Origin of the sequence: Micromonospora sp. WMMD1274, assembly GCF_049179035.1 — a bacterium.
GTDB classification, from domain to species: Bacteria; Actinomycetota; Actinomycetes; order Mycobacteriales; family Micromonosporaceae; genus Micromonospora; species Micromonospora tulbaghiae.
In genome coordinates, this window is the sequence record NZ_JBMHMG010000001.1 from 276,624 (window position 1) to 293,976 (window position 17,353).

Consider the following 17,353-nt stretch of genomic DNA (forward strand, 5'->3'; position numbering starts at 1 on the left):
CACGATGAAGGCTCTGGTATTCGAGGCCCCCGAGCGGGCTCTTCTCACCGACCGGGAGATACCCGATCCGGCTCCAGGCGAGGCCCTGATCCGCGTCGCCTACAACTCCGTCTGCGGCAGCGACCTCTCCTTCTACAAGGGTGTCTGGCACGGCTTCACCTACCCCGTCGTCCCGGGGCACGAGTGGAGTGGCACCGTCGTCGATGTGAACGGTCCGCAGGGTGCCGAACTGATCGGCACCAACGTGGTGGGCGACCTCACGTGCTCCTGTGGCACTTGTGCGCATTGCGAGGCCGGGAAGCCCACACTCTGCGAGGACCTCCAGGAGTTGGGGTTCACCCGGGACGGCGCCTGCGCGGAGTACATGACCATCCCGGTCGCCAACCTCAAGCGCCTGCCGGACAGCCTTCCGCTGCGTTCCGCCTGTCAAGCCGAGCCGCTGGCGGTTGCCCTCAATGCGGTGGACCGGCTGAATGTCACGGCCGGGGAGAAGGTGGCAGTCGTGGGTGCCGGCGGCATCGGACTACTGCTGGTCGAGGCCGTGCGGCTGCGCGGCGGCATCGTCACGGCGGTCGCCGAGCCGGTGTCGGAGCGCCGGGCCGCGGCGCTGGCCATGGGCGTTTCGGCAGTTGTGTCCGGTGAGCCGGGCGCCTTGATCGACCTGACCCGGAAGAATCCAGAGGCGGTGCCCGACATCGTCATGGAGGCGTCCGGCTACCCGGCCGCTGTACAAGAGGCCCTGGAGGCCGTCCGCCCAGGCGGACGGGTCGGTCTGGTCGGCTACCGCATCGAGGAAGCCGCTGTGATGGCCCCCCACCACATCGTGCTCAAGGTGCTCACCGTCCAGGCGTCCATGGGCCCCGGCACTCGGTTCGACGAGGCCATCGACGTCCTCGCGTCCGGCGCGGTCGATGTCGTCGCCCTGCTGAGTCACGAGTTCGCGCTCGACGACTACGCCAAGGCGCTCGACGTCGCGCTACGCCGCGCCGACGGCAACACCCGCTCCTACTTCAATCTTCAGGCCTGAACGCCAGCCCGCCGGAGCTGGGCGGGCGCCGCCGGCGCAATGACAGGGGAAACGCCCCGCACGGGCCATTCCTGGCGCACCGTCCGGCGGCTCCTCCCCTCCCGTTCACCAAGCGCAGATTCACGGCATCACTTCAGGAAGGAAGGCCTATGGCTTCCCGGTTGGCAGTCAAAGGTGGCGAAGCGTTGCGCGAGCGCCCCTGGCCGGTCTGGCCGCAGCCCGCTCCCGGTGTCCCCGGCGCGGTGGCGGAGGTGTTCGGCTCCGGCCGATGGTCGATCAGCGGCCCCTACCGCGGTGCCGATTCCCGCGAGCAGCGCTTCGCCCGGGCATTCGCCGCCTACAACGGCGTACCCCACTGCGTTCCCGCAGCCAGCGGCACCGCGAGCCTGATACTCGCGCTGGAAGCGTGCGGTGTCGGTGCTGGGGACGAGGTCATCGTGCCCGGCCTGTCCTGGGTCGCGTCCGGTTCCACGATTCTGGGCGTCAACGCCGTACCCATCTTTTGCGACGTCGATCCCGACACGCTGTGCCTCGACCCCGAAGCGGTCGAGGCACACATCACCGAACGCACCCGGGCCATCGTCGTGGTCCACCTCTACTCCGCCGTCGCCGACATGGACGCGCTGAAACGGATAGCCCAGCGTTACGGATTGCCCCTCATTGAGGACTGCGCCCAGGCCCACGGCGCGACATACCGAGGCGTCAAAGTGGGTGCGCTGGCCACCGCCGGCACGTTCAGCATGCAGCACGCAAAGGTCCTCACCAGCGGCGAGGGCGGTGCGGTGATCACCCATGACAGGGAGTTCGCCCGCCGTGTCGAGCATCTGCGGGCCGATGGGCGCTGCCTTTCCGCCACCCCTCCCGCGCCCGGGGCGATGGAACTCGTCGAGACCGGCGAACTGATGGGCAACAACCGATGTCTCTCAGAATTCCAGGCTGCCATCCTCGTCGAGCAGCTCACCGTACTCGACGAACAGAACGAGCGGCGTCGCGTGAACGCTGCACTGCTCGACAGTCAACTCGGCGAACTGGGCCTGCGTCCACAGGCCCCGTCCAAGGGCACGACCTTGCGTACATACTACACGTACGCGGTCCGCCTCCCCGAAGGCGTGCTGGAGGACGTCCCCATCGCCGACGTGACCGGCGCGCTCACCGCCGAGCTGCGCTTGTCCGTCGTGCCGAGCTACACCCCGATCCCGGCCAACAAGCTGTACGCGCCGCACACGCGCAGGCGCTACACGCTCGGCCAGGCCCACGAGAAACGAATCGATCCAAAGCGATTCACACTGCCTGTGTGCGAGGAGGCCGCCCGGCGGACCGTGACCCTGCCCCATTCCGCCCTGCTCGGCGACGCCGACGACATGGCTGACATCGCCGCGGCCTTCGCGAAGGTTCTGCGGCACAGCGCCGAACTGGCGCAATGACCACGGCGCCAGGCCGCGCCCCAGCCACGACAACCGCCGGAGGATCGGGAAAGCGTATGCAGTTCAACGTTATAGCGATGGAAAATGCATCGTTCCCCTACCGACTCGGAACCGACTGCGCCGAGGACATCGTCGCAAGGCTGGCTGCACTCGCCGCCAGCAGTTACATCGTGGTGGCGGACACGACGGTGGCCGCGCTCTACGGCCTCGACCTGACCGCCCGCATCGACAAGGAGGCCGGACCGGCCCACCTGCTCACCCACCAGGTGGGCGAACCGCACAAAGGGCTGGCCACCGTCGATGCACTCGCCGAACAGGCGCTGGAGCACGGCGCCGATCGCCGCACCGTCGTCGTCGCGCTTGGTGGTGGCGTGACCGGCAACATCGCTGGCCTCATGGCATCGTTGCTCTTCCGCGGCGTCCACCTCGTTCATGTGCCCACCACCGTGGTCGCCATGCTCGACTCGGTCCTGTCGCTGAAGCAGGCGGTCAACACCACCTTCGGCAAGAATCTGGTGGGTACCTTCTACCAGCCCGTCGAGGTACTCGCGGACACGGCGATGCTGCGCACACTGCCGGCCCGGGAAATCCGTTCCGGGACGGGTGAGGTGATCAAAAACGCTCTCGCCATCCGGCCCACCATGCTCGACGAGCTCGGGCGCTTGCTGCGCGCCGACGCACGCTACGACGACGAGACCCTGTGCTGGTTCATCGCCGAGAGCTTGGTGGCCAAGGCCGACGTCACCTGGGATGACAAGCACGAGCGCCGCTCCGGGCTTGTACTGGAGTATGGCCACACCGCGGGGCACGCCATAGAACATGCTTCGCGCGGCGCGGTTGCGCACGGCGCGGGCGTTGCCGTCGGCATGACAATCGCCGCCGAGGTCTCCCGCCGCCTGGGCCACGCCGACGCCGAGCTCGTCGCTCTGCACCGCGAACTGGTCGCCGCATGTGGCGTAGAGCCTGTGGTGCCTGCCCACGTCGACACCGCGCTCGTGAAGAACTGGCTCGCGTACGACAACAAGCGCGGCTACCTCGACAGTCCGTCCGGGCACACCCCGATGGTGCTGTTGTCGGCGCCCGGCGAAGTGCTGCGCACAGGCTCGCTGCCGCTCGTTTCCGTCCCGCTGGCGCTGCTGGAGGAAGTCGTCGACAGAACGGCTGCGCGGGGCGCAGGTACCGCCCCACTGCCGTAGCCGGCTACCGCATCGCTCACCGCTCTTGCCGACGGCCGTCCAAACCGTGGAGTTCTCCGTGCGTGTGCTGCGACTCACCCCCTTCTTCCACCATGACTGCGTCACTGACTGGCCTGTGGAATTCGACGCCGTCGGCGGTATGCAGGTGCAGATCCTCCGTCTGTCGCGGGAGCTGGCCGACCGCGGTGTGGAACAGCACGTTATGACCGTGGGTTTCCCCGGGCTGCCGCGCCTACGTGTTGACCGGCCCGGGCTCACCGTCCGGGTGACCCGGGCTCCCCTCCCTCGGCTGCGCTCGGAGCTGACCGGCCTCGTCGGGCTGAACCAGGCGTGGCTGGCCGCGGTGTTGGCCGCGTGCCTGCCGCTGCGCCGCAGATGGCGACCGGACCTGGTACACGTCCACGCCGACGGGCAACTGTCGGCGCTGCTCGTCGGGCCCCTCGTGTCGCGCATCGTGGGCGCACCCTACTGCATCACGCTGCACTGTTCGCGCCTGGCCGTGTATGAGCCCATGTCCCGCTTCGACCGGATGCAGCACCGCCTGGTGCACGCCGCCGAGCGGTACGCCCTACGGCACGCCCGCCGGGTGTCGACGCTCACCGCGCGCACGGCCGACGAGGTGGCGCGGCTGCTGCCTCTCGACCGTGCTCAGGTGGACGTGCTGCCCGACTCGGTCGGGGACGTACGGCCTGTGCCGGTCGAGGAGGCCGAGGAGTACGTGCGCTCGCTCGGCGTACCGGCGAGCGTGCCCGTGGTGGGCTGGGTTGGCCGGGTCGCGCATGAGAAGGGGTGGCGGGACTTCGTGGCCATGGCGGGGCAGTGGGACGCGGTGTCGGGGGCGCCGGGAGCGGTGTTCCTCGTAGTGGGTGACGGGCCCCAGGGAAAGCGGATGCGCGACGCCGTTGCGGCTGCCGGGCTGGCGGACCGGTTCGTGTTCACCGGCTTCCTCCCGCACGACGCCGTGCCGTCTGTGATGACTGCTCTTGATGCGCTGGTCATGCCGTCGGCCCACGAGGAACTCGGCGGCAGCGCCCTGGAGGCCATGGTGTGCGGGACGCCGGTAGCGGGCTACGCCGTCGGCGGGCTGCGCGACACAGTCGGCGGGGTTACCCCATCGCTGCTGGTGCCGCGAGGCGACGTGGCGGCACTGGCCCGTGCGGCCGGTGCCGCGCTCGCCGACGCGCCCCGGCACCGAAAGGCGGTCGACGCGGCGCTTCCGGGGCTGCTGACTGTGTATGGCGCCCACACCGTCGACCGGGCGCTGGAGCATTACCGGAGGGCGCTCGGCGACGGCTCTAAGGGTGATGCCGGGTGGACGCCATGACGTCGTTGCGGCGTTGCGCCCCCTACCTTCGCGCGCACCCCTGGCTGATGGCCGGGGCGTGCGGGGCGGCGTTCGGGTCGATGCTCGCGGGCTTGGCCATGCCGCTGGTGCTCCAGCGGCTGGTGGACGGTCCCGTGGAGGAGGGCGACTTCGCCGCACTGCCGTGGTTCATCGGAGGGATCGCGCTACTCGGAGTGTTCGAGGCAGTCCTCCTGGGGGCACGCCGACTGCTCGTGGTCAGGCCCGCGACCCGCCTCGAGACGGCGATGCGGGCGGATGTGTCGGCGCACATCCAGCGGCTCCCGCTGTCGTTTCATGCCCGCTGGCAGTCGGGACAGTTGTTGTCGAGAACCGTGTCGGACGTGACGGAGATCGGGCGGTTCGTGGCCTTTTCCGCGATCTACCTGATCGTGAACGTCGCGGCCCTGGCCGTCGGCTTGATTGTGCTGGCCTGGCTTGCACCGGTCCTGGCACTGAGTGTGTTCGTGGCATACGTGCCGATGGTCGTGGCCACCACGGTGTTCGAGCAGAGGTTCCGGTTGGTGGCGCGCTCCGCGCAGGAAGTGAGCGGTGACCTGTCCACCATGGTGGAGGAGTCGGTACTCGGCGTGCGGGTGCTGAAGGTGTTCGGGCGCGGTCCGCAGACGGTGCGCCGATTCACCGAGCAGGTGCACCGGTTGCGCGGCTTGGAACTGCGCAAACTGTCGTACACGGCGGGGCTATGGTGGATCATCACAGCGCTGCCCGACCTGGCCATCGTGGCCATGATCGGCTATGGCGGCCACAGCGTCGCCACCGGCACACTGACGCTGGGCACGCTGATGGCGGCGGTGACGGTGGCCACGTACCTCCGCTGGCCCGCCGACACGCTGGGCTGGCTGACCGCAGATGCCTCCACGGCTGCCGCTGCGGCCGATCGATACTGGCAGGTCCGGGACGAGCCGGTAACGGTGACCGATCCCGAGCAGCCGCGGCTCCTGCCGTCGCCACTGCGTGGCGAGATCCGCTTAGAGGACGTGCACTACGCACACCCTGGCGGGCGCGTCGCGGCGCTGCGGGGGGTGGCCTTGACGATCAGGGCCGGCACCACTGTGGCTGTGGTCGGGGCGACGGGTTCCGGCAAGAGCACCATGCTGTCGCTGCTGTCCCGGTTGGGCGACCCGACGTCGGGCCGTATCACCCTGGACGGTGTCGACCTGCGGGAGTTGGCGCTGGCGGATCTGCGGTCGGTGGTGTGCAGCGCCTTTGACGACCCGGTGTTGTTCTCCGGGACGGTGCGGGACAACGTCACGCTGGGCGTGCGGGGCGTCGACCGCGACCGGGGCGTCGGCGGGGCGCGCGAGAAGGCCGGTGAGGGAGCGGACGGCGACGCGGCCGTCTGGGAGGCGCTGCGGACGGTGCGGGCCGACGGGTTTGTCCGTGCGCTGCCGGAGCGGCTGTCGACAGTGATCGGCGAGGAAGGTCTGGGCCTCTCCGGCGGTCAGCGGCAGCGCCTCGCTCTGGCCAGGGCGATCCTGCCCCGACCTTCGGTACTCGTGCTGGACGACGCACTGTCGGCGCTGGACGTGCGGACCGAGCGCGAGGTGGAGGCCGCCCTGCGTGGACGTCTCAGCCGGGTCACCACGGTGGTGGCCGCGCACCGTCCGGGCACCCTGCGGCTCGCCGACCAGGTGGTCTTCCTCTCAGGCGGGCGCGTGGCCGCGACGGGCAAGCACGATGAGCTGATGACCCGTGAGCCGGAGTACCGGTTGCTGGTTCAGCCGTCCCTGCCTGCCCGGGCCAGGGCGCGGGGAGCGGACTGTACGGCCGGATCCGCGGGTGAGATCGCAGGAAAGATGCACACGTTATGAGCGGCCGCGATGACGGGCGGTCACGGGCCCGAAGGAACGCCCTGCTACGCATCCTGTTGTGGCCCAAGCGGCGGAGGCTTGCCGCTGCCACAGCACTCGCCCTGGTGGAGAACCTGTGTGGGCTGGTCTCGCCCTTGCTGATCGCCGCCGCCATCGACCGCGGCGTGCCCTCGGCGACCGATGGGCGGTGGATCCCTCTACTCGGCTTCACGTCCGCCGCGCTGGCGGCCGGGCTGACTACGGCCACCGTCAAGTACTGCTTCCTGCGCTACTCGGGCAGCATCGCCCAGGACCTGCTGTTCGAATTGCGGCACCGGGCCTTCGCCCACGTCATGGGCCAGCCGTTGCCGTTCCACGAGTCGTACCCGTCGGGCCGGGTGGTCGCCCGGCTCTCCAGCGACGTGGAGTCGGTCGAAGAGATGCTGGAGATGGGCCTGGACGGGCTGTTCTCGGCACTCTTCTCCATGGTCGGCATCCTCACGGTGATGCTCTGGCTGGACCAGCCGATGGCCGCGGTCGTGGTCGCGCTGTTCGTCCCGCTGTACGCGCTGACGAGGTGGTTCCGGCACCGGTCCCGGCAGGCTTACCGCCGCACCAGGACGGCCGTCGAGGGCGTGGTCCAGCACACCATGGAGGCGTACAACGGCATCCGGGCGGTACAGGCGTTCCGCCGTGAGGAAACCAACGCGCAGCGGCTGCGCGAGATCGACACGTCCTACGCCGCGGCGCGCGCGGAGGCCGGCCGGGTCAGCGCAGCCTTCAGTGGCGGAGTGAAGCTCATCGGCAACCTGTCGCTGCTCGGGCTGCTGACGCTGGGCGTGTACCGCATCGACCAGGGCCGACTGGAACTCGGCACACTCACGGCGTTCCTGCTCTACGTGCATCGGCTGTACGACCCGATCGACGAACTCGCGAGCTTCGCCAACGCGTTCTCGGCAGCGTCGGCGGGTTTGGAGAAGATCGGGACGCTGTTCGTGCGTCACCCGGCGGTCGCCGAGCCGGAACACCCCGTGGCGCTTCCGCCCGCGGGCAGTGGAAGGGCGGAGATGGGTGCCGTGCGGTTCGAAGGCGTGCACTTCCGCTACGGCGAGCAGGGTCCGCCAGTACTGTCCGGTATCGACCTGGCACTCGAACCGGGCCAAACGGTGGCGCTCGTGGGTACCACCGGCGCCGGCAAGTCCACCATCGCCAAACTGCTGGCGAGGCTGTACGACCCCACGGCAGGCCGGGTCACGCTGGACGGTGTCGACCTACGCGACCTGTCCGACGCCGAACTGCGCGGCGCCATCTCGATGATCACCCAGGAGTCGTTCTTCTTCTCCGGTTCGGTGGCACAGAACATCGCCCTTGGCCGCGCGGATGCCTCGCGCGCCGAGATCCTGTCTGCGGCTGCGGCAGTGGGCGCACATGGGTTCATCAGCGCCCTGCCTGACGGCTACGACACGGACGTGCACAAACGTGGCACGGGTCTCTCAGCCGGTCAGCGGCAGCTCATAGCGGTGGCGCGGGTGATGCTGATCTCGCCGCGCGTGGTGATCCTCGACGAGGCGACATCCAGCATGGACACGCCCTCGGAGAGGGCAGTGCACGACGCGCTGACCCAGGTCCTCGCAGGCCGCACGGCCGTGATCATCGCGCATCGGCTCTCCACGGTCGCCATCGCCGACCGGGTCCTGGTCATCGAGGACGGGGCGGTGATGGAAGACGGTCCTCCGGAGGATCTGAAGGGAGCGGGTGGGCGGTTCGCCGGCATGCATCAGGGGTGGCTGGCCGCGACGTCCGCGTAATGCGCACCCTTCACCGTCTCCCTTCCACGCAACTCCCCTTCGACGAAAGGCACACGATGGAGCGCCTCAGGGGCACCCTGCCCACGGACACCAGGCACGCGTGGCACCCCGATCCGCTCGGGCCTGCGCACCGCGATGGGTGGGATTCCCAGGACGACGGCCGGGTCTGGGACGTCGTCGTCATCGGCAGCGGCGCCAGCGGGTCGGTGGCCGCCGACCGGCTCGTCCGGCAAGGGCTGGACGTTCTGATGATCGAGGAGGGCTTCCGGCTCTCCCCGGACCTCGGCAACCCCGAACTCGACGACATGTGCCGCACAGCGCTGGTCCGGGACGGCGACGGCGGCTGGTCCGACGAGGGCTGGCCGTGGACGACGTCCAACCTGGGCGGCGGAACGGTCTTCTACGGTGGCGCTTCCTGGCGCTATCGACCGTTCGACTTCGACCCGAGCGAACTGATCGACGCCGGTGACCTGGATGTGCGCTGGCCATACGGGCTCGCTGAAATCGCCCCATACTACGACGTACTGGAACGTCGGCTCGGCGTGTGCGGGGGCGAGGGGAAGCAGAGCAGCCGTGGTGCGGCGCATCCGCCGACGGCGGCCGCGGAGGTGCTGTACGAAGCGGGCACGGAGCTGGGCTACGAGCCGTTCCCCACACCGCTGGCTATCAATCGCCACGCATACGACCGGCGATCGGCCTGCGCCCGGACTTCGCTTTGCGTGAGCCACCAGTGCTCAACCGGTGCAAAGGGCGACGCCGTGGCTGTCTTCCTGGCACCGATGGCTGGACATCCCAACTTCACGTTGCGGACCGGGGTAAGGGCACTGCGGCTTGACCAGGACAGCCGCGATGCGGTCACTGCCGTCACCTGCCTGGACCGGCTATCCCGTACCGCGCACCGGATCCGCGCTTGGTCGTTCGTCGTCGCCTGCAATGCGATTCAGACAGCCGCTCTACTGCTGCGGTCCCGCGGCGTACACGCCCCGGATGGCGTAGGCAACCACTCGGGTCTGGTGGGACGTGGTCTGACAATGAAGCTCAGCGAGTACGTCGCAGGCTACGTCGAGGCTCCGGCGGGGACGACGCTCGCGGACTGGCGCACGCACTCAGGGCCGTTCTCCACGATCGCCTTCCTGGACCACTACCTGGACACCGACTGCCCCACCGGGGTGGGAGGCCTGATCTACGAGTCGAAAAACGACATGCCCGAGCGCTTCCGGGACGACGTACTGGAATTGCGGATCGAGACGATCCTTGCCGACCACCCGAACCTGGACAACCGGGTGCGGCTTTCCCGCCACGTCGATGAGGATGGCGTACCCGCCGTCGTCATCGACTACACGCCGGACCCGCGTGACCTGCGCCGCCTCTCCTACATGACGGACCGTTGCGAGCAACTGCTGCGACAGGCGGGCGCGACCGGCATCCAGCACGAGGAGAGCGACTTCGCGCACGGCAGCTGCCATCTGCACGGCACGTGCAGGGCCGGGAGCGACCCCGCCACGTCCGTGGTGGACGGCTGGGGCCGGGTCCACTCCGCGCCCAATGTGTATGTGGTCGACGGCAGCTTCATGCCGTACCCCGGTGGTCTGAACCCCACCCTGACCATTCAGGCCCACGCATTGCGCAGCGCCAGGGCGGTGGCGGGCGATCTTACGACCCGGCACGCCGTACATGCCTGAGCCACCCGCCGCACAAACCCTTCTCACCCGAGCACCCTTCACACTCAGCGAGGAGTCAGGACCATGGCATCCGACATCATCTGGCCGCCGCCCGTACGGCAGATCCGCGCCTACCGCAACATCGTCGTCGACGGCGCCTGTAACATCCGGTGCTCCTACTGCGAGGTCAAGAAGACCCGGGTCGACCAGCCGGCCACAATCCGCTCCTTGGACCGGATTTTCGCCGAGTACGAGCCCGACACTGTGCTGTTCCGGGTGGAGTCCGACGGTGAGATCACCCTCTATCCCAAGATCGTCGATCATCTGCAGAAGCGCGCCGCCGAGGGCTACCGCGTCGAAGTGCTGAGCAACGGCACCAAGCTACCGAGGGCCTTGGAGGGCCGACCGGACCTGCTGTGGGTCTTCTCGGTCGACGGGCACACCGAGGCGATGAATGCCAAGCGCGGCCTGAAGCAGGAGCAGGTCGACCGTATCCTCAACGCCGCCGTCGAATTGAACGCGGAGCTCCAGACTGTCTATTGGGGCCAGTCGGTAAAGGAGGTCAACGCCTACATTGACCTGCTCAAGTCCCGCGACTATCAGGGCCTGCTGCACTTCATGCCGCTGCTGGCCTTCAAGGGGCAGCCGCTGACGGTAAACCTACGCTACGAGGACCTACACCCGGCCGACTTCCTCGCACCGCCAGAGTACTTCCGCCGATGGAACCACATCTACGAGACCGGCAAGCGGGACGCGGTCTGCGACCAGATCACCAACGGCTACAACTACCAGGTGTCCGGGGACGAGATCCGGATGGTCAAGTGCGACTGCTACTCGGTGCCCAAGCACACGGTGCACGGGTTCGGGCCGATCCGTGAGTTCGACAACTGGCCGTGTGGTACGTGCATCGCCAACCAGGAGTTCAACAACTCACGCGAGCGGATGCGCGTACCACAGGGGCGCATCCCGCTGCCGCTCGTATGACCGCTGCCCAGCGGTTCGTGCTGGTCCGGCACGCGGAGGCCGACGTCAACGTACTGCGGGACGAGGACGTCCTGCCGGGCATCGACCCACACGCCGGGCTGACACCGCTCGGTGAGCGGCAAGCCCGGGCACTCGCCCGCCACCTGCCCGGGGACCCGGCGGTGCGGACAACAGACCCCGGCGTGCGGATATTCAGCAGCCCGCAGCGGAGAGCGGCGCGCACGGCGCAGGTTCTGGGCGCGGCGCTGGGCATACCCGTGACGGCGGACGCCCGACTGGCCGAGCTGCGGGCGCCGGAGATCTTCCCGCGGCCGATCACGCTCCGGGAGTGGGACGCGGTGCTGGAGGAACGGCTGTGCTTGCCGACGACCGAGGTATTCGGCGTGGAGAGCTGGACAGCGCAGCGTCGGCGTGTGCGGGAGTTCCTGGACGAGCGCTGCCCGGCGGGCCACGGCGGCGGACCGTGGGTGCTCGTGTCGCACTCCGAGACGATGCAGGCCCTCCTCTTCGAACTGATGGGACTCGACGACGACCTGCTCCACCACACTCGCTTCAAGATCAGCAATACCGGTGTGTTCATCGTGGACAGAATGGAGGACGGATGCGCTTTCTTGGTGGTGGCGAACAGCAAAACGCACCTTGCCAGGACCGCCTGACCCGCATGCTCGTCCTGAAGTGCCTCAGTGACGAGACCGGCGACGACGCCGGTGACATCGTCACCCAGGGGTTCGTGGACGTCGACGACCGCGAGTTCGTCAACATCGTCAACCGGCTGGAGGGCTATTTCGACTGCACGCTCTCCCTCCGGTCGGAGCCCGGCCGGCGGTTCGTGGTGCGGGACCTCGTGGCGCGGGTGACGGCGGCGATCACACGGTGCTCACCGGAGGCGGACCATGTCTGAGGTTCCGAGCCGACGAGCGGCGAGAGCCCTGTTCGAGATCTACGACGAGGGCTTCGACTCCCTGTCGTGGGGTGGGGTGGAGACAGCCCTGTGGCACCTTGGGCGTGCGCTGCGCGAGGCCGACGTCGACGCGGAGTTCTACCGCGAGTCGGGGGAAGCCGACCTGGACGCGCTCTCGGCGCGCGTAGAGCGGGACCGAGTCGACGCGGTGTTCCCCCTGGTGGAGAGCGCGCTGTTCGGGGGCGACGCATGGCGGCGGCTGCCGGGGCTGCACTCCCGGACGGTACGGATCTGGCACGACGTCAGTCGGCTGTCGGTGGACCTGTCCACGCCGCGGCCGTGTCCGGTGCACGCCTCCGAACCGGCCGCGTCGGGCGCGACCACGGAGGACTCGTGCCCTGCGCGGGGCACGCACCCGGACGGTCCGATGCGCGAGGTGTTCCTTCGGGATCTGCCTTGGACCTGGTGCTTCCGGCGCCGGTCGGTCATCCCTTGGGCTGCCGACCACGTTCCGGCGAGGGAGCTGCACGACCCATCCGGGCCGGTGGTGCTCCAGCTCGGCAAGATCGACACGCCCGACGCAGAGCGTTGCCTGCGTCGACTGATCGGCGCCGGTGTGCCGCTGCGGGTCATCTTCGCCACCTGGTCGCGGCGGGGCCGCGAGGCCAGGGAACTGGTGCACGCGCAGCGAGAGGCGGGCCAGAAGATCGAGATGTTCGACACGTATGACATCCGCACAGACTGGGAGAAGGTCTTCGGCGGCGCCGCACTGTTCCTGCTGCCGTCGGTGTTCCACGAAACGTTCAACTTCGCAGCGGCCGAGGCCGTCCAACTCGGCGTGCCGGTGGCCACGCTGGGCGAGGGGGGCAACCTGCCCCAGTTCGCGTCGCTGCGCGCCCCCACCCTGGACACGCTGCTGGACCGGGTGCTGGCGGACAACCGGACGCTGGCGCCCCAGCCGCGGCTGACAACGGGCTGGCGGGACGTGGCTGCCCGGTACGCCGAGGTCATCCAGGAGGGACGGTCTGATGGGTGAGCCCATATGGGAGGCGACCGAAGAGCCGGGCCGGGGCCTGGCAGCGCGGCTGCGGGAAGGGCGCACACTACTGGTCTCGCCGCACCCGGACGACGTGGCGTACTCGTGTGGCGGGCTGCTGGCCACGGTGGGCCGGCCGGCGCATGCCACGCTGATGACGGTGTTCACCCGGTCCGCGTGGGCGCTACCGAAGCGGCTGCGGCGTGCAGGGACGCGCATCATCAGCGCCCAGCGTCGAGAAGAGGAGCTGCGTTACTGCAGGCTGCGCGGCCTGGCGGACTATCAGCCGCTGGGGTTCGACGACGCGAGCCTGCGCGGCTACGACGATGAGGCGGAGATCTCGTCGCCGGCCGACACGGACAACCTGCGCGGGGCGGTGGAGGATGCTGTGGCGACCGCGGTCCGTGCGTCGGGTGCCGACACGGTATTGGCCCCGGCAGCCGTGGGCAACCACATCGACCACCTGCTGGTGCACGGTGCGGTGCGCGGCGCGGTCCGGGAGGGCACTCTGGTGCTGTTCTACGAGGACCTGCCCTACGCAGGTCAGCACGAGCTGGCGGACGTCGAGCGCACACTGCGGAACGAGCGCGGGCTGTTGCCCTACACCGACATCGACATCTCCCAGGTGGTGGAGCAGAAGGTTCGCGGCATGCACGTGTACAGCAGCCAGACCGACGACGAGTGTGTGCGAGAGACGTTGCGGCACGCCCGTCGCACTGCAGCGGCTTTCCGGACCCATGTGGAGCCGGCTGGTCCTGTCGTCACGGCCGCCACGCCCCAGGCCGAGCGGGTGTGGACCGTGGCCAGTACGGCGGAGGAGCGGTGAACGGGCACGGCGGGTCAGGTGTCCCGGGCCTTCGGCGTTTCGGTGGAGCCGAGCTCGGGCCTGGCAGTCCCCTGGGCCGGGGCTCAGCCCAGCCCGACTACGTAGTTTGCCTGCGCGGTGAGTTCGGCCTCGATGCGGTCGGCTGCGGCACCGCTGACGACGGGACAGCGCCGCAGCCACGTCTTGATGTTCCAGTACAGGGCCTCGCCGCACAGCCGCAGCCCCGCGTCGAACGCGCGGGTGTCGCCCATGACGGTGCCCACTGCCTCGCGCAGGAGGTCCCGAGCGGGGCCATCAAGCCGGTTCTCGACCGTGAAGGAGGCGATCTCGCTCTCCAGGCAGCCGCCGCCGCCCCAGATCCAGTCGAGTCCGAACCGCCGCAACGCGGGCGCAGCTCCGGCATCTTCGATGCCGGTGAGCTGCCAGTGCCAAAATCCGTGCCCATAGGGAAGCGGAGTGCGGAACAGGACGCCGTCGGTCCCTCCGAGCAGTGCCCGGTTTGGCACGTGGCGGGTGAGCCAGGTGTCATCCACGGCCAGAGAGCGGCGCATCCGGTCGCGCAGCTGCCGCAGCGCGTGGCCGAGTCTTTCCCGCGGGTCGTAGACGGCGTCTGTACCAGGGCGGCCCATCTCGCCGACGCTGCGCAGCGCATGCCAGGACCGGGCGACCGCGCCGAGCACGTGCCGCCGCTGGCGCTCCGTCAGACTGAGCAGGTTCTCCCGCAGCGGCTGCAGGCCGGTTTCATGAGGAGTGACCAGATAGCCGTCCACGAAGGCGAGGCCGGGCGGCAGCAGTTCAGACATGGCGCGCAGGGCGCGGTAGCAATGCAGGCCGTGCGGCCCGGTTCCGATGAACCGGAAGTGGTACGCCGCTGCCTGGTCCTGCCGGCGGATGTCACCATCGACGACCAGGCTGAATGGGCGCGTGCGGGGGTCGATGCGGCGGGCGCCGCCATCCTTGGCAGAGGCCGGAACAGTGCCGTACGTGGAAAGGAAGGGGCCCCGGAACGGTATGGAGCGGTGGACGCCGCCGGAGGCGAGGGGCACCCCTGCCGAACGGGCCCGGTCGGCCAGCCGGACGATGTCGCCCGCGTCGGCGTGCTGCCAGAGGCGGTCCGTGCCGTTGCGCACCACCGGGCGTTCGGCCAGCACCTTCATGACGGGTCCGTTCGGATCGTACAGCCGCCCCGGCGCCGCGAGGGTGATGTCCCGTACCGAGGGGAAACGTTCGGCAAGACAGTCGCGTACGGCTTTGGCGGTGACCCCGGTGTCCGGCTGATCGTCCACCAGGACGACGACCGTCCCGGACGGCAGCTCCGGCGGGAGCGCGGCCAACTCGGCCTCGGAGAGGATAATGCCGCCCTCGGCGCGCACAGGACGGACACTGTGCCACGGCCCCGCCGCACGACCGGCGTCCTCGGCAGCGGCCTGCCAAAAGGGCGCCAGGTACGAGCCTCCGGTGCGGACAGCCACGACGAGGACGGGCTCGTGCCCGGGTCGGGTCGTGAGCCAGTCGGCGGCCTGGGCCAGGGAGAGTTCGGGGTCGGCGAGGTCGTAGCCGTAGCATTCCGGGGTCTTCCAGTCGGCGGCGTGCCGCAGCAGGGCCGCGGTGCGCTCGCCCCGGCGTGCGGCGGCGGAGCGCCACACCACCTCGACGACGGCCGTGGCCCGGCCCAGCGCGCGCTCCACCACCGCGATCCGCTCGTCTGCCGCACGAGCCGGTGCGGCCGGGTCGGTAGCCATGTCGCGAGCGAGCACCGTGCACAGCTCGCGCAGCTCCTTTATCAAAGGGGCCAGACCGGCGGCGTCGACCGCTGGCGCGGCCGCGGTAGTGTCGGAGAGCAGCTGCTCGGCGAAGCACACGCAGGCGTGCAGGGCTGCCGTGCTCCCGTCCCGCCGGACCGTGTCCACGAAATCACGATGCAGAGCGGGCAGTGCCACGCCGGCTGTCATCACGTCCATTCCTCCCGAGTGCAGGTCACTGTTCGGGCGCTTTCACGCCTGGACTACCCCACACTCTGCGCCCGGTCGCCCTTATTTGCAACCATGTATTTGCGGTGAGGTGAAAGATGACGGAAAGCCCTTCCCTACTGGCCGAATTCCCCACATGTCCGCGCGACGCGAATGGTCGTCCGCGCAATTTCGTTTCAGCCTCCGGAGCCTATGTGGCTGATGAATCCGGTTTCCGGTGGATCGATTTCGACAACGCCCGCGGATCGACGCTTCTGGGGCACGGCGACCCCAGCATTGCCGACGCAGTGGCACGGGCGGCGACCGGTGTGGACGGTTCGGCCACCGGCTGGAGCCCTCGAGTCGATGTGGTGCTGGAGCAGCTACACGCACTGTGCGGCGGTGAGGTGGTAGGGCTGTTTCGGTCCGGTACGGCGGCGGTGCGGGCGGCGGTGCTGGCCGTGAGGGAGGCTACCGGCCGGCCGCTACTGCTGAGCTGCGGTTACCACGGCTATGACCCGATGTGGTACCCGTCCGGGACGCTGCTGGAGCCCAACGCGGACGGCGTGGTGGACTTCTTCTTCGACCTGGGGCTCCTCGAGGAACTTTTGGGCACCCCGGAGCGGGTCGCCGCGGTGGTCGTATCGCCCGACCACATGCACTTGTCGCCCGCCTGGTGCCGAGAAGTGCGGCGACTGTGCTCCCAGGCCGGGGTGATTGTGATCGCGGACGAGGTCAAGGTGGGCCTGCGCTACGCGCCCGGTCTGTCCACAGCGGAAATACTCGCCCCGGACGTCTGGGTGGTGGCCAAGGGCATGGCCAACGGCCACGCGTTGTCGGCGGCCGGTGGACCGCGCGCGCTGCTCAGTCCGCTGAAGGAAGTTTCGTTCACCTCCTTCTTCGAGCCGACGATCCTGGCCGCGGCGGCCGTCGCCCTCCGCCGGGTAGCCACCGGCGAGCCGCAGCAGGCCGTGCGTGAAGCCGGCGAGCGGTTCCTGCGCCATGCGCGCAAGGCGCTCACGGACGCGTCGCTGCCCGTCGAGATCGCCGGTGACGGCACCTTCTTCCAGTTCGTCCCCGCCTCCGAGGAGTTGGAGGACGACTTCTATCGGGCCGCCAACGCAGAAGGCCTGCTGTTCTACGAAAGAGACAACCAGGCCGTCTCCGCCGCCTTCGATGACGCCGTGGTGACGGACGCCGAGCAGCGGTTCACGCGGGTGTGCGACCGGCTCACACAGCACGCCGGATCAGGGCCGGTCAGTGACGCGGCCCGCTACCGAGCCGCGTGGAACGTGATGGACGGCCTGCGTGAGACCGAGCGTGACCGGGAAGCGACCGAGAGATGGCTGGCGCGGCTGCTGGACGACTGACGTCGCGGCCCGATTCCA

General features: G+C 69.2%; 14 protein-coding genes. 13 read left to right on the forward strand and 1 reads right to left on the reverse strand.

Annotated elements, in window-relative coordinates:
* Positions 1-4: 4 nt before the first annotated feature.
* From ACN27D_RS00965 to ACN27D_RS01020, 12 genes are all read left to right on the forward strand, one after another.
* Positions 5-1,027, forward strand: coding sequence for a zinc-dependent alcohol dehydrogenase (locus ACN27D_RS00965; RefSeq protein WP_421498268.1), 1,023 nt, complete (start codon positions 5-7; stop codon positions 1,025-1,027).
* Between the two features lie 149 nt (positions 1,028-1,176).
* Complete coding sequence (locus ACN27D_RS00970) at positions 1,177-2,451, forward strand: DegT/DnrJ/EryC1/StrS family aminotransferase (protein WP_120569339.1); 1,275 nt, start codon at positions 1,177-1,179, stop codon at positions 2,449-2,451.
* Positions 2,452-2,507: 56 nt separating this feature from the next.
* Positions 2,508-3,647, forward strand: a complete 1,140-nt coding sequence (locus ACN27D_RS00975; RefSeq protein WP_162959081.1) for a 2-deoxy-scyllo-inosose synthase — start codon at positions 2,508-2,510, stop codon at positions 3,645-3,647.
* Between the two features lie 115 nt (positions 3,648-3,762).
* Positions 3,763-4,971: a glycosyltransferase family 4 protein gene (locus ACN27D_RS00980; protein WP_421498269.1), complete on the forward strand. Its 1,209-nt coding sequence runs from the start codon at positions 3,763-3,765 to the stop codon at positions 4,969-4,971.
* A complete protein-coding gene (locus ACN27D_RS00985; RefSeq protein ID WP_120573718.1) occupies positions 4,968-6,821 on the forward strand; it encodes an ABC transporter ATP-binding protein in 1,854 nt (617 codons plus the stop codon). The genes ACN27D_RS00980 and ACN27D_RS00985 overlap by 4 nt, the downstream gene beginning before the upstream one ends.
* Positions 6,818-8,608 (forward strand): ABC transporter ATP-binding protein, encoded by a 1,791-nt coding sequence (locus ACN27D_RS00990; protein ID WP_421498270.1) that lies wholly within the window; start codon positions 6,818-6,820, stop codon positions 8,606-8,608. Before ACN27D_RS00985 ends, ACN27D_RS00990 begins: the two co-directional genes overlap by 4 nt.
* A gap of 56 nt (positions 8,609-8,664) precedes the next feature.
* A complete protein-coding gene (locus ACN27D_RS00995; protein ID WP_162959079.1) occupies positions 8,665-10,290 on the forward strand; it encodes a GMC oxidoreductase in 1,626 nt (541 codons plus the stop codon).
* A 63-nt stretch (positions 10,291-10,353) separates the two neighbouring features.
* Complete coding sequence (locus ACN27D_RS01000) at positions 10,354-11,253, forward strand: radical SAM protein (protein WP_421498271.1); 900 nt, start codon at positions 10,354-10,356, stop codon at positions 11,251-11,253.
* A complete protein-coding gene (locus ACN27D_RS01005; protein WP_120569333.1) occupies positions 11,250-11,909 on the forward strand; it encodes a histidine phosphatase family protein in 660 nt (219 codons plus the stop codon). Before ACN27D_RS01000 ends, ACN27D_RS01005 begins: the two co-directional genes overlap by 4 nt.
* 5 nt (positions 11,910-11,914) lie before the next feature.
* Positions 11,915-12,154, forward strand: coding sequence for a DUF6137 domain-containing protein (locus ACN27D_RS01010; RefSeq protein ID WP_120569332.1), 240 nt, complete (start codon positions 11,915-11,917; stop codon positions 12,152-12,154).
* Complete coding sequence (locus tag ACN27D_RS01015; RefSeq protein ID WP_120569331.1) at positions 12,147-13,190, forward strand: hypothetical protein; 1,044 nt, start codon at positions 12,147-12,149, stop codon at positions 13,188-13,190. The genes ACN27D_RS01010 and ACN27D_RS01015 overlap by 8 nt, the downstream gene beginning before the upstream one ends.
* Positions 13,183-14,016, forward strand: coding sequence for a PIG-L deacetylase family protein (locus ACN27D_RS01020; protein ID WP_120569330.1), 834 nt, complete (start codon positions 13,183-13,185; stop codon positions 14,014-14,016). Before ACN27D_RS01015 ends, ACN27D_RS01020 begins: the two co-directional genes overlap by 8 nt.
* Before the next feature lie 83 nt (positions 14,017-14,099).
* On the opposite strand, the gene ACN27D_RS01025 is transcribed toward ACN27D_RS01020, so the two are convergent.
* Positions 14,100-15,968: a hypothetical protein gene (locus tag ACN27D_RS01025; RefSeq protein WP_421498272.1), complete on the reverse strand. Its 1,869-nt coding sequence runs from the start codon at positions 15,966-15,968 to the stop codon at positions 14,100-14,102.
* 116 nt (positions 15,969-16,084) lie between these two features.
* Here ACN27D_RS01025 and ACN27D_RS01030 point away from each other — a divergent pair, with 116 nt between their 5' ends.
* Positions 16,085-17,335 carry an aminotransferase class III-fold pyridoxal phosphate-dependent enzyme gene (locus ACN27D_RS01030; protein WP_421498273.1) on the forward strand — a complete coding sequence of 417 codons (1,251 nt, stop codon included), beginning with the start codon at positions 16,085-16,087 and terminating at the stop codon, positions 17,333-17,335.
* The last annotated feature ends 18 nt before the right edge of the window (positions 17,336-17,353 follow it).